The organism is Micromonospora sp. CPCC 206171, from assembly GCF_036906755.1.
Lineage (GTDB): Bacteria > Actinomycetota > Actinomycetes > Mycobacteriales > Micromonosporaceae > Micromonospora > Micromonospora purpureochromogenes.
The window spans coordinates 1-13,042 of record NZ_JBAKHT010000023.1 but is presented as its reverse complement, the minus strand read 5'-3'; the positions used below and the strand labels follow the sequence as shown (position 1 = coordinate 13,042).

General features: G+C 75.1%; 10 protein-coding genes. All 10 read right to left on the bottom strand.

Features of this window, described 5'->3' with window-relative positions:
* Positions 1 to 82: 82 nt before the first annotated feature.
* Positions 83 to 922 carry a phosphatase PAP2 family protein gene (locus V6U89_RS23120; RefSeq protein WP_334573435.1) on the bottom strand — a complete coding sequence of 280 codons (840 nt, stop codon included), beginning with the start codon at positions 920 to 922 and terminating at the stop codon, positions 83 to 85.
* A 302-nt stretch (positions 923 to 1,224) separates the two neighbouring features.
* Positions 1,225 to 2,466 carry a hypothetical protein gene (locus tag V6U89_RS23115; RefSeq protein ID WP_334573434.1) on the bottom strand — a complete coding sequence of 414 codons (1,242 nt, stop codon included), beginning with the start codon at positions 2,464 to 2,466 and terminating at the stop codon, positions 1,225 to 1,227.
* Positions 2,467 to 2,588: 122 nt separating this feature from the next.
* Positions 2,589 to 4,100, bottom strand: a complete 1,512-nt coding sequence (locus V6U89_RS23110; RefSeq protein ID WP_334573433.1) for a family 16 glycosylhydrolase — start codon at positions 4,098 to 4,100, stop codon at positions 2,589 to 2,591.
* Positions 4,101 to 4,202: 102 nt separating this feature from the next.
* A complete protein-coding gene (locus V6U89_RS23105; RefSeq protein ID WP_334573432.1) occupies positions 4,203 to 5,030 on the bottom strand; it encodes a shikimate dehydrogenase in 828 nt (275 codons plus the stop codon).
* A gap of 29 nt (positions 5,031 to 5,059) precedes the next feature.
* Entirely contained in the window at positions 5,060 to 6,262 is a 1,203-nt protein-coding gene (gene mltG, locus V6U89_RS23100) for an endolytic transglycosylase MltG (RefSeq protein WP_334573431.1), read from the bottom strand.
* Positions 6,259 to 6,720 carry a Holliday junction resolvase RuvX gene (gene ruvX / locus V6U89_RS23095; protein WP_334573430.1) on the bottom strand — a complete coding sequence of 154 codons (462 nt, stop codon included), beginning with the start codon at positions 6,718 to 6,720 and terminating at the stop codon, positions 6,259 to 6,261. The genes mltG and ruvX overlap by 4 nt, the downstream gene beginning before the upstream one ends.
* 72 nt (positions 6,721 to 6,792) lie before the next feature.
* The gene (gene alaS / locus V6U89_RS23090) at positions 6,793 to 9,471 is read right to left on the bottom strand and encodes an alanine--tRNA ligase (RefSeq protein WP_334573429.1); all 2,679 of its coding nucleotides are present in this window, start codon (positions 9,469 to 9,471) and stop codon (positions 6,793 to 6,795) included.
* Positions 9,468 to 9,773: a hypothetical protein gene (locus V6U89_RS23085; protein ID WP_334573428.1), complete on the bottom strand. Its 306-nt coding sequence runs from the start codon at positions 9,771 to 9,773 to the stop codon at positions 9,468 to 9,470. Before V6U89_RS23085 ends, alaS begins: the two co-directional genes overlap by 4 nt.
* Before the next feature lie 32 nt (positions 9,774 to 9,805).
* The gene (locus V6U89_RS23080) at positions 9,806 to 10,267 is read right to left on the bottom strand and encodes a DUF948 domain-containing protein (protein WP_334573427.1); all 462 of its coding nucleotides are present in this window, start codon (positions 10,265 to 10,267) and stop codon (positions 9,806 to 9,808) included.
* A gap of 147 nt (positions 10,268 to 10,414) precedes the next feature.
* On the bottom strand, positions 10,415 to 11,038 hold the full coding sequence (locus V6U89_RS23075) for a hypothetical protein (protein ID WP_334573501.1): 624 nt from the start codon (positions 11,036 to 11,038) through the stop codon (positions 10,415 to 10,417).
* Positions 11,039 to 13,042: the final 2,004 nt, after the last annotated feature.

Here is a 13,042-nt window from a genome sequence, read left to right as displayed (position 1 = left end):
GTCGGTGCCAGCTTCCGTGGTGAGGAGTGGTGGATCGGGCGTTCCCGCCGCCGCGCGACGGGTGCGGCGTCGGGGCTCGTGCTCAGGTGGCGGTCGTGACGCGGTCACGGGTCGCCGGGGTGGTCACGTCGGACGGTGCCGGCGGCCGGACCCGACCCTCGGCGACGAGCACCGCCAGCGCCGCCACCGCGAACAGCAGGGCGGCGAAGATCCAGCCGCCGAGCACGTCGGTCAGCCAGTGCTTCTCGGCGTAGATCCGCGTGTAGCCCTCCAGGCTGACCAGCGTCACCACCAGGGCCATCAGGGCCACCCGGACGCCGCGCGGCAGGCGCCAGGTCAGCATCGCCAGCACGGCGATGGTGCCGAAGGTCATCATGATCCGCGCGCAGCCGCCCGACGGGTAGGTTCCCAGGTCGGTCGGGGGGTGGCCCCGGTCGACCATCGTCGCCAGAATGGCCTGGACGTACTGCTCGACGACGAACTGCAGGGGCAGCACGAGCAGCGGAACCCACCACCGACGGCGCCGCCACAGCACGACGAAGACCAGCGTCGCCACGCCGGTGACCCACTTGAGCGGGTACCGGTCACCGAGCGCGGTGTAGAAGGAGTTCAGCTCCGCCCAGGTGTCGACCCGTCGGGCGTGCACGTAGTCGAAGACCGGATGGTCGACGTGCGGTTCGAGGCGGGACAGCGCCTCCCCCAGCGGCCAGCAGATCGCCACCACCGCGGCGCAGCCGGCGAGCAGCACGACCAGCGCGGCCCCGGTCCGGCCGAACGCGTCGGTCAGCCCGGCCACCGCCACCCGCAGCCGGTGCGCCGCCCGACCGTCGCGGACCAGCGGCGCCCAGCGGGTCGCCGCCACCGGCGTCAGCACCGCGGGCACCAGCACCGCCAGCAGCCCCAGCGCGTAGATGAGCGTCATCGTCGGTCGCCGCCGTTCCGTCGGCCGGTAGACCCGCCGACCACCGTCCGCCGGGCGGCCCCGCGCCCGACGTCGCCTGCCGTTGCCATCCGTCCCCCTGCCACGCCGGCCCATCGCCGGCCCCCCACACCGGAGCCCGGCGGCGCCCCCACGCCGGGCAGGATCGACCACGCCGTCGCCGGCAGGTGGTGATCGGGTGGTGACACCCTAGAGGACCGCTTCCGATGAGCGGTAGTGAGCAGTTGGTTCACGCGGCTTTTCCCCGGGTTTGCCGGTCGCCTCCCCGACGGTCGCCGCCCCGATCAACCAATCCCGTCGGACAGCCGCTCGACGAGGACGTGCAGCAGCGCGGGGTGCAGCCGGTCGCTCCAGCCGCCGCCCCCGGCGGCCAGCTCCGCCGTACGCAGCCACAGTTCGACGAGGTACGCGTCGGCGACGAGCCGGCGGCGGGTCGCGTCCAGCCCGAGCGCCTCGCCGTGCCGCTGAAGCACCGCGACTATCTCGGCGGCGGCCGCCGGCACCGGCCGGCCGCCCAGCGACAGCGCGCTCTGGAACCCCTGGTGGGCCAGGTCGAACCCGACCGGGCGGTGCGCGCCACTGTTCTCCCAGTCCCAGGCGACCAACCGGCCGCCGTGGCGGCCGAGGTTCCAGGGCACCCAGTCGCCGTGCCAGTGGCCGAACTCCAGTGTGGTGTCACCGTCGCGGGCGACGAGCGCGGCGACCGCGTCGACGACGGGACCGCCGGCCCGTTCGGCGCGTGCCAGGAGGTCGGCCAGGAACGGCGAACCGCGCAGCGGGCGGGGGGCGGCCGCCGGGCCACCCCGGCGGGCCACCGCCAGCATGGCGGCCACCTCGGGACGCTGCGGCTGCGGCAGCCGGCGGACCCGGGCGGGCATCGGCTCGACCAGGGTCACCGCCAGGTCGCCCCAGCGCAGCTCGCGCAGCAACCGGGGCACGTCCGGGAAGTCGCCGCCGTCACGGGGCAGCTCGCGCAGCGCGACGGCCTCCGCCGCCACCATCGCCCGGGTGGCGTCGTTCCAGCCGATCTTCGCGTACCCGCGGGCCGCGCCCCGGTCGTCGAAGAGTTGCAAGGTCGGCTTGTGGTGCGGGTCCGGCGGCCGGATGCCGATCGCCGCGTGCAGCGGCTGGCCGGCCAGTCGGCCCAGGTGGGCGGCGAGCAGCAGCTCGGTCTCCTCGGCCCCGGCCGGCACGGCGACCGTCAGCACCGGCATCCGGGCCAGCCCGGTGGCGCCGAGCCCGGCCAGCACGCCGACGGCGAGCCGGTTGGCCCGTACCCGGGGTGGCCGCAGCGCGTTGTACGCCAGCGTCGAGGCGGCCCCGACCCGCCGGGAGGCCAACGGCAGCAGGAACTTCGCCCGCGCCGCGGACGGCACCAGCGCGTAGCGGGCGGCGACGCGATGCCCGGGTGGGGGCGGGGCGGCGGAGACGTCCAGCCACAACCGGGGGTCGCCGAAGATCGCCCGGCTCACCCAGCCGATGCCGTCGGAGCGTTCGCGGGGATCGTCCGCCCGGTGCGCCGCCATGCCGTCTCCCGTCCGCCCGCACCTGCCACCGGTCCGCGCTGGCGGACACGATAGGGCCCGGGGGCAAGGCACCGCCCGACGGGCTGCGAGCCCGCCGGGCGGCGTGGTGCCGGTGGCCGCGGTCAGCGCTGCCAGACGCGGACGTGGTCGACCCGGAAGTCGGCCGGGAAGCGGGTCGCCGCGTCCGGGTCGCCCAGCCAGCCGCCCACCTGGAAGTTCAACCGCAGGTTGTACGGCTTGTGGAAGACCTCGTCGAACCAGGGCGTGGTCGCCCGGTCGCGCTGCCAGACCAGCCGGCCGTCGACGTACCAGCGGATCCCGTCCGGCTCCCACTCGGTGGTGTACGTGTGGAAGCCGTCGCCCGGGTAGCCGGTCGGGAAGGGGTACCGCTGGTCCTGCTTGACCGGGGTGTAGTCGGAGAAGATGCCGAAGGTGGCGGCCTGGTAGAACGCGCCGCCGCCGGGCAGCTCCACCACGTCGATCTCGCCCCGGCCGCCGTCGTCCGGGCGCAGCCAGAACGCCGGCCACAGGCCCTTCGAGCCGGTGGGCCCGTTGGGCGACTGGGCGCGCACCTCGAACCGGCCGTACCGGAACGACGCCCGGCCGATGGTGTCGAGGTAGCTCTGCGTGTACTCACGGGTCTGCGAGCTGCACACCGCGGTTTCCCGCTGAGCGCGCAGGGTCAGCACACCGCCGGCGACGACGGTGTTGTCCGGGTCGTCCACGTTGCAGCCCCGGTCGATGTCGCGTCCCTCGTCGTCGCGCAGGTTCCACTTCGACCGGTCCACGCCGGCGCCGTCGAACTCGTCGGACCAGACGAGCCGCCAGCCGGGCACCTGCTCGCCCGGGCGGGTGGTCGGCGACGGGACGGGCGCGGTGGTGCTCGGCGGCGGGCTCGGGGCGGTCCGGCTCGGGGTGGGCAACGCGGTACGGCTCGGCGACGGCGCGGGGGCGGCGGTGGTCGCGATCGGGCTCGGCGCCGCGGTCGTCCGGGTCGGCGCGGGCCGGCCGCCGCGTCCGTAGCGCAGCACCAGCTGCGGCCGAATGGCCACCTTGACGTTCTCCCGGGACGCCCAGTAGATCCGGGTGTTCCAGGTCTCCTGGGTCAGGGCGAAGGCGAACCGGCCGTTGCCGATGACCGAGCCGGACACGTCCCACTCGTTGAAGCCCTGGCCGACCCGCTCGACGCTGGACAACGCCGGCCCGAGCTCGGGCCGCAGCGACCAGGCGCCGGTGCCGGCGGCGGTACCGAAGGCCCGGTGGGCGTGCACCCGGGAGGAGAACGGCTGCCAGGCGTGCACCCGCAGGGTGGCGCGGACGTCGACCGCGTCGGCCGGCAGGTCGCGCACCGCGAACTCGACCAGCGCGTTCCGCTCGCCGGTGCGGTTGCCGTCGCAGAGCCGGGGGCAGCTGGCCAGGGTGGTCTTGACGCCGTTGTCCCCGTCCTGCGGGACCTGGGTGGCGGTGGTGTCCGCCGCCGCGGCCACGACGAGCGGGGGCACCTCCGCCGCCACCAGCGGCATCATCGTGGCCACCACGCCCGCCACCATGCCGGCGCTCAGGACACCCAGGACGACGGCCGTGCGGCGCGCGCCGAGGCGGGATGCTGCGCGGTGGAGTCCGTGCCGGCTCAAGGGACACTCCCCGTGTGGGCGACGATTACCGGCAGCAGCGTATCGACGCCTGACGCTCGTCGTCCGTCGGACGTCCGGTTGCCGCGCCGAATTAACCGGCAGCTAAGAAATCCCGGTCCGGTGCGCGGCCAGCGCCCTGGCCATCGCCGCCCGGGGGGCGGGCACGCCGGTGAACTGCTCGAACTGGCCGACCGCCTGGGCCAGCAGCAGGTCCAGCCCGGAGACCACCCGGGCACCGGCGGCGAGCGCCGACGCGGCCAGCGGGGTCGGCCAGGGGTCGTAGAGGGCGTCGAACAGCACCGTCGAGGGCCGCCAGCGGATCTCGCCGGCCAGCGGGTCGGCCACGCCCTTCGGCACGGTAGAGACGACCACGTCGGCCCCGGCGTGCGCGGCGGCTTCCGCCCAGTCGGCGCCGGTCAGGGGCACCCTGAGCGCGCCGGCGACCGGTCGCAGCTCGTCGACCGCCGCCGCCCGGCGGGCCACCACGGTCACCGCGGCCGCGCCGAGCCGGGCCGCCGCGGCCAGCGCCGCGCGGGCGGTACCGCCGGCGCCGAGCACGGTCACCGTGCCGCCCGGGGCCACCCCGGCCGAGGTCAGCACCTCGACCATGCCGCTGACGTCGGTGTTGTCGGCGTACCAGGAGCCGTCGGGACGGCGTACCAGGGTGTTGGCGGCACCGACGGCGGCGGCGACCGGCGAGACGGCGTCAGCCACCGCGAGCGCCGCTTCCTTGCCGGGCATGGTCACCGACAACCCGGCCCATTCGGGGCCAAGGCCGGCGACCAGGGCCGGCAACTCCGCCGCCGCGCACTCCACCCGGGTGTACGACCACCCGGTGAGCCCGGCGGCGGCGTAGCCGGCGTTGTGGATCACCGGGGAGAGCGAGTGCGCGATCGGCTTACCGAGCACCGCGGCCCTGTGCACCGTCACGTCACTCCTCCCGCTCACCGCCTCGCCGCTCAGAGGACGCCGTTCTCCTTCGCCTTCGCGACGTTGCGGTCGTGCTCGGCGTTGGTGGAGGCGAAGGCGGAATGCCCCTGCTTGTCGATCGCGACGAAGAAGAGCCAGCCGCCCTCCGGCGGGTCCATCGCCCCCTGCAACGCCTGCTTGCCCGGATTGTTGATCGGGGTCGGGGTCAGGCCGGGGTGGGCGTGGGTGCTGTACGGGTTCTTCGGGTCGCGGATCTCCGCGGTGGTCATGTCCTTCGACGCCTTGGTCTTCTTGCCGGTGAGCTGCCAGTAGTAGTTCACCGACACGTCGAACTCCAGGCAGCTGCACGGGAACTTGCCCGTGTAGGCGCGGTTGTAGGCGACCCGGGCGATCTTGCCGAGGTCGTCGGCGTTGCCCGCCTCCGCCTGCGCCATCGAGGCGACGATCAGCGCCTCGTACGGGCTGATCCCGCCCCGCTTCTCCTGGACCTGCTCGGCGAACTTCATCGCCTCGGTGACGGTGAGGAAGTTGTTGACCATGTCCTTGAGGATGCCCTCGGCGGTCGCGTTCGGCGCGATCTCGTAGGTGTCCGGGTAGAGGAAGCCCTCGATGGACTTGGTGACCTTCTTGCCGTCCCTGCGGACGAACCAGAAGTCCGGCACGCCGAGCGCCTCCGGGTCCTTGGCGGCGGCCTCGAACTCCTTGACCGGGATCTTGGTCTTGTCGGAGAGCAGCTTGTAGGTGTCCTTGGCGGTGCGCCCCTCGGGGACGGTCACCTGGTTGGTGATCTTGTTCTTCCGGTCGAGCAGCATGGCCAGCGCCTTTTCGGCGCTCATCTGCTTGCGCACCTTGTACAGGCCGGGCTGGATGTTCTTGCTGAGCGCGTTCGCCTCGGCCGCCTCGATGAAGGCCTTGGTGCTCTTCACCACGTCGGCGGCGACGAGGGTGTCGCCGATGTCGGCGATCAGCGCGCCCTGCTTCACCTCGACCATCGCCTCGCCGGTGCCGGCGCCGTCGTAGTCGGGGGTGACGAAGTAGTTCTGGACCCGGTCGAAGCCGTAGAAGGCGCCGCCGCCGATGCCACCCAACAGGACGAGCGCCATCAGCAGGGCGAAGATGGTCTTCCCCCGGCCGCCGGACCTGCCTTTGCGCTTCTCGACGAAGCCGCGTCGGTGCCGGCCCTTCTCACCCCTCTCCGGCTCGTCGAACCCGAGGTCCAGATCGTCGATCATTCCGTCCGCCTCCGCTGCGCTTCCAGCCAGCTCTGCAGGATCTCGACCGCGGCGGCCTGGTCCACCACCGCGCGTTGGCGCTTTCCCCGGACGCCTCGCTCCGCCAGCCTACGAGACGCGACGACGGTCGACATCCTCTCGTCGGTGAGCGTCACCGGAACCGGCGCTATTACATCGGCCAAACGGTCCGCGTACGCCGTCACGTGGCGCGCCGCCGGACCGAGCTTACCGGCGAGGTTGACCGGAAGGCCCAGTACGACCTCCACCGCCTCGTGCTCGGCGACCAGCTGCGCCAGTTGCGTCATGTCGCTGGGCACCGCGTCGGGCGCCGCCGTCAGGTCCCGGGCGAGGGTGACCAGCGGGGTGGCCAGGACGCCGTGCGGGTCCGACCGGGCCACCCCGACCCGGACCTGCCCCACGTCCACGCCGAGCCGGACGCCCCGGGTCAACTCACCCACGGCGGACCACTTCCCCGGCGGAACGAGCCAGGGCGGACCGGGTCGGTCCACCCTGGGTTCCATCGTGCGTGATCACGCCTCGGCGATCGCCTTCTCGACGGTGAGCAGCAGGTTCGGCGCTTCCGCCGCCGGCAGGCCGCCACCCTGGGCGACGTCCGGGCTGCCCCCGCCGCGGCCGGAGAACGCCGCCTTGACCAGGTCGTTGGCCGCGAGCCCGCGACCCCGCGCCGCCGCGTTCACGGCCACCACCAGGGACGCCTTGCCGTTGGCGCGGGCCGCCACGGCCACCACCGCCGGCCGGGCCGGGTCGATCTTGCCGCGGATCTCCTGGGCCAGGGTCCGCACGTCGTTGCCGGCCGCGCCCTCCGGCGCCTCGGTGCCGACGTACGCCACACCCCGGACGTCCTTCGCCTGCCCGGCGAGCGCCGCGGCGCCGCCCAGCACCAGCTGGGCCCGGAGCTTCTCCAGCTCCTTCTCCGCGTCGCGCAGCTGCGTCACGGTCTGCTCGACCCGGTCGGCCACCTGGTCGCCGGGCACCCGGAACAGCTCCGCCAGCCGGGAGACCAGCAGGTGCTCGCGGGCCAGGAAGCCGAACGCGTCCATGCCGACCAACGCCTCGATCCGGCGCACGCCCGAGCCCACCGACGCCTCGGAGAGGATCTTGACGAGGCCGAGCTGCGCCGAGCGGGCCACGTGGGTGCCGCCGCACAGCTCCCGGGCGTAGTCGCCGACCTCGACGACCCGGACCCGCTCGCCGTACTTCTCGCCGAAGAGCGCCATCGCGCCGATCCGGCGCGCCTCCTCCTGGGTGGTGGTGAAGGCGTGCACCTCCAGGTCCGCCAGGAGCACCTCGTTGACCTGCTGCTCCACGTCGTGCAGCACGCTCGGCGCCACCCCGGTCGGAGTGTTGAAGTCGAACCGCAGCCGGCCCGGCGCGTTCAGCGAACCCGCCTGGGTCGCCGACTCGCCGAGGAAGTTGCGCATCGTCTGGTGCACCAGGTGGGTCGCGGTGTGCGAGCGGGAGATCGCCCGCCGCCGGCTCACGTCGATCTCCGCGTACCCGGTCTCCCCGGCGCGCACCTCGCCGCGCAGCACCCTGGCCCGGTGCACGATCAGCCCCGGCACCGGCTGCTGCACGTCGAAGACCTCGACCTGGCCGCCACCGACGGTGATCAGGCCCTGGTCCGGCTGCTGGCCACCGCCCTCGGCGTAGAACGGGGTGGTGTCCAGCACCAGCTCGATCGTGTCGCCCTCGACCGCCGCGCCCACCTGGGCGCCGTCGGCGAGCACCGCGCGGACCCGGGACTCCCGGTTCAGCTCGGTGTAGCCGGTGAACTCGACCGCCCCGCCCGCGTCCAGCACCGACCGGTACGCCGACACGTCGGTGTGCCCGGTCTTGCGGGCCTGCGCGTCGGCCTTGGCCCGGTTGCGCTGGTCGGCCATCAGCCGGCGGAAGCCGTCGGCGTCCACCTGCAGGCCCTGCTCGGCGGCGATCTCCAGGGTCAGGTCGATCGGGAAGCCGTAGGTGTCGTGCAGCTGGAACGCCTTGTCGCCGGAGAGGGCCGGCTTGCCGGCCGACTTCGTCTCGGCGATGGCGGTGTCCAGGATCGTGGTGCCGGCGCGCAGCGTGGCCAGGAAGGCGTCCTCCTCGGCGTACGCGTACTGCGAGATCCGGTCGAACTCCTCCGCCAGCTCCGGGTACGACGGGGACATGCAGTCCCGGGCCACCGGCAGCAGCTCGGGCATCGCCCGGTCCTGGTAGCCCAGCAGGCGCACCGCCCGGATCGCCCGGCGCATGATCCGCCGCAGCACGTACCCGCGGCCCTCGTTGGTCGGGGTCACCCCGTCGCCGATCAGCATCAGCGCGGTCCGCACGTGGTCGGCGACCACCCGCAGGCGCACGTCGTCGGGGTGCGACTCGCTGGCCACGTGCCCGGACTGGGCGCCGTACCGCTTGCCGGTCAGCTCGGCCGCCCGGTCGAGGATCGGCCGGACCTCGTCGATCTCGTAAAGGTTGTCGACGCCCTGGAGGATGGAGGCCATCCGCTCCAGGCCCATGCCGGTGTCGATGTTCTTCGCCGGCAGGTCGCCCAGGATCGGGAAGTTCTCCTTGCCGGTGCCCGGGCCCCGCTCGTACTGCATGAAGACGAGGTTCCAGAACTCCATGTAGCGGTCCTCGTCGACCGCCGGGCCGCCCTCGCGGCCGTACTCCGGACCGCGGTCGTAGAACAGCTCGGAGCAGGGGCCGCACGGGCCGGGAATGCCCATCGACCAGAAGTTGTCGGCCTTGCCCCGCCGGACGATCCGCTCCGCCGGCACGCCCACCGAGCGCCAGATCTGGAACGCCTCGTCGTCGTCGAGGTAGACCGTCGGCCAGATCCGCTCCGGGTCCAGCCCGTAGCCGCCCTCGGCGACCGGCTTGGTGACCAGCTCCCAGGCGAGCGGGATCGCGCCGTCCTTGAAGTAGTCACCGAAGGAGAAGTTGCCGTTCATCTGGAAGAACGTGCCGTGCCGGCTGGTCTTGCCGACCTCGTCGATGTCCGGGGTACGGATGCACTTCTGCACGCTGACCGCCCGCCGGTACGACGGGGTCTGCTGCCCGAGGAAGTAGGGGACGAACTGCACCATGCCGGCGTTGACGAACAGCAGGTTCGGGTCGCTGATGGCGGGCAGCGGAGCGGACGGCACCACGGTGTGTCCGTTCGCCTCGAAGTGGGCGAGGTACCGCCGCTTGATCTCCGCCGTCTTCATCGCTGGTGTTCCTCCGGAAAGATTTCTCGGTCGCCGATGCGCGGGGCCTCCCGCAGCTCGGCGAACTGGTCGTCGAACGCCTCGCCCCGGGCGAACGCCTCGTGGATCTCCTGCTCGCGCTCGGCCATCCCGACCCGTACGTCCTCCACGAAGCTACGCAGCGACTCGACCAGGCTGCCAGCGGATTCGGACAGCCCGCTCGCGATTCCGGCCGGGGTGTACGCCTGCGCGGTGCGGGTCGCCTTGCGGACCACCACCACGCCCACGGCCAGGCCGATGCCCAGCCAGAACAGTCGCCTCATGCTCTCATCCCTCCGGCTCGTCGCCGACCGGCTCAGCGGTTGCCGCGCCGCGCGGCACGGCGCTGCTGCTTGATGGTGTCGCGCACCTCACGCTCGGTCTCGGCGTGCCGGCGGGCCGAGGCGGCCCGGCGTACGCCGTACCCGAAGGCGGCCACCTTGACCAGCGGGTTGGCCGCGGCGGCGGAGACGACGGTCGCCAGGTTCGCCACGTTGGCGGTGACGTTCTGCGCGTGGCTGGTCATGGTGTCGACCTTGGCGAGCTGGAGGTTCACCCCGTCCAGCGAGGTCTGCACCTGCTCGAGGGCGGTGTTGACGTTCTTCACCGTGGTGGTCACGTCCCCCAGCAGCGGGGTGGTCTGCTCGTTGATGTCGTTGATCATCCGGGTCGTGGCGTCCACGGTGTGCCGCAGGCGCAGGATCGGCACCGCCAGCACGAGCACCAGCATCAGGAACGCGCCGGCCGCGATCAGCGCAGCGATCTGTCCACCATCCACGCATGTCCTCCTCAAGCAGAGTTCCGGAACGAACGTCCGGAACGCGCGACCGTCTCCGGGCCCGCCGTCGCTCCGCGCCCACGAGGGGCCGGCGGGAGCGGGCGGGCACGCCAGCCCCAGACCCTACCGTCCGTGATGAAAACCGGCTCAGGACGGTGAGCGTGTCAGTTCCTGGAGCGGATCCTCGGTGAACGTCGGGAAGGGATCCTCACCGGTCAGCGACGGGTCCGTGCTCGGCTGCGGCCGGGTCCGTTCGTCGTCGATCGCGTTGCGGACCTTCACCGACACCAACGAGCCGGCACACGTCCCCGCAGCGGGCGACGCCTCGGTGGACGGCGGGACCGTCGACTCCCCGGCGGCCGGCGGCGCCGCGCAGGTCGGTTCGCGTACCCACAGGTCGAGGGTGAGCTCGTCGCGGCGCCAGCAGGTGTACCGGCCCTTCTCCTTCTGCTCCGGGCAGCGGCTGACCTGCCAGGGCTCCCAGCCGTCCTTGCGCAGCGCGGCCTCGTACACCCCGGCGGTCTCCTCCGGCGCGCGCTCCGACTCCACGGTGCGTTCCCGCAGCCGGCAGTCCTGCAGGCACCAGCGGCTGCCGCTGACGTTGTCGACCGTCTGCGCCGCCGCCCAGCCGGGCACGTCCAGCTCGTCGAGGGTGTCGAAGACCGGATCGTGGCTGAGCGTACGGATGCCGAAATAGAGCGGGATCGCGCCGAGCAGCACCACGCTGACCAGCACCAGGATGCCCAGCCGGAGCCGGCGCCGCTCGCGCATCTGCCGGCGCAGCTCGGAGCGGGCGCCCTGCAGCCCGCCGGCGGGCTCCTCCTCGTCGAGCCCCCCCGGACCGCCGGCCGGCTCGACGGCCGGTCGCGGCCCAGCCGGCACCACCGCCGCCGCGCGGGCGACGCCCACCGGCTCGCCCGGGCGGGGCGGAGCGGACCCGGTGCCGCCGGGCTCCGGCCGAGCGGCCTGCCGCTGCGGCCCGGTGGCCCGGTCGGGGTGCTCGTCGGGGCGCAGGCCCGGGGCGGCCGCGCGGGCCACCGCCGGCTGGCCCGAGGTCCCGGCACGCGGCCCCGCCTCGGACTGGGGACCGCCCCGACGCGGGTCGTCGCCCGCCGCTCGGGTGACGCCCGGACCGGCGCCGTCCGGGCGCACCGCCGCGCGGGCCGGCCCGCCGGGGCGCGCCCCGGGCTGCTGTTCGGGGACGACGGGACGGGGCCCGGCCACCGGGCCGGTGCCGGCCGGGGACGCGCCGGGGCGCCCGCCCCGGATGGGGGCGGCCCCCCGGGCACCGGCCTCCGGGCCGGCGGGACGCGCACCCCGGCCGGGGTGCGGGCCGTCGCCACGGGGACCCCGGACGGGTGCGGCCCCCTCGGCCCGGGCACCCCCGGTGGGGTGCGGACCGTCGGCACGCGGGCCCCGGGCGGTGGTGGTGCCGTCGGGGTGCGGGTCCGCTCCGTCCGGCCGGGCGGAGATCGGGCCGGACACCGGCGGGACCGCGCCCGGTCGGGCTGTTCCCCGTGCCGGACCCGGCTGACCGGGTACGCCATCGCGGGGCGGGGCGGGTGGCTCGGCACCGGGGCGGGCCCGACCCACCGGGGCGGGGCCACCACGACGGCCGGGAGCCGGCGTGCCCGGGGGCACGGCGGTACGGCCGGCCGGGGTCGAGCGGTCGAGGGTCGGCAGTGCCGGATCGGTGTGCGAGGTCCGGCCGGCCTGGCGCAGCCAGTCCGCCGGCCGTTCCGGCCGGTCGCCGCGGGGCGTACCGCCGGGCGGGGTGGCCCGACGTCCGGTGCCGGGTTCGTCGGCGCGCGCCCGGCGTCGGCCGTCGGAGTCCCGTCCGGCGGGCACCGGGCCGGGCGGGGTGGCGCCGGCGCCCGAGACGGGGGCGGTCGGCGGCACGGGTGGGGCGTTGCCGGTCATCGGCACGGACTGGTCCGGTTCGGCGGCGCGGCGTCGACCGGTGGGCCGCTCCGCGGCCGCGCCACGGCCGCCTCGGCGCGCGGCGCCACCCGGCTCCTCGCCGCCGGTCGGCTCCGCGGCGGCGCGGCGACCCCGGCCGGCACGGGGCTCGGGGGCCGCCGGGTCCGGGCGGGGCGCCCCGCTGACCGGCGTCGGAGGACGGGGCCCGCCGCTCACCGGCGTCTGGTCCGGGCGCGGGCCGCCGCTGACCGGGTTCGGGTAGGCCGGGTCCGGCGGGAAGGCCGGCCCGCGACGAGCCGGATCGGCGGTGTCGGCCGGGCGACGAGCGCCCTCGCGGGGCACGGTGCGGCGTCCGGAGGCGGCGCCGGCGGCTCGGGGGGCGGGTGCCGACGCCTCGGCGCCCGGGGCCGCCCAGCCGGAAGGCTGCTGACCAGCACCGGCAGCCCGGGGCGCCTGGGCGCGGGCCGCCGCGCCGCCACCGGCACCGGAGACGGGGGCGCCGGCGGCGTCCGGCTGGGGTCGCTCGGGCCCCCGCTGGCCGGGGCGCGCCCCGGCCGCCGGGCCGGGCCAGGCACCCTCGCCGGGGCGGGGACGCTGTTCGGGTGCGGCGGGCCAGCCGCCGCGTACCGGTGGGGTGGCCTGCGGAACGCCCGCGCGCGCTGCGGGCGGTCCGTCGGCGCGCGCCGGGCGGGGGCCGCCCGGGCCCGGACCGACGACCGGGCCGGGACGGGCCGGCCCGCCGTCCGGGCGTGGGGTGGCGGACCCGGGACGCGGGGTGGCGGGTGCGGGGGGCCCGTCGGGGCGCGGCGCGGCGGCCCGACCGGGCGGCGGCCCGTCAGGGCGTGGCCCGGCGGC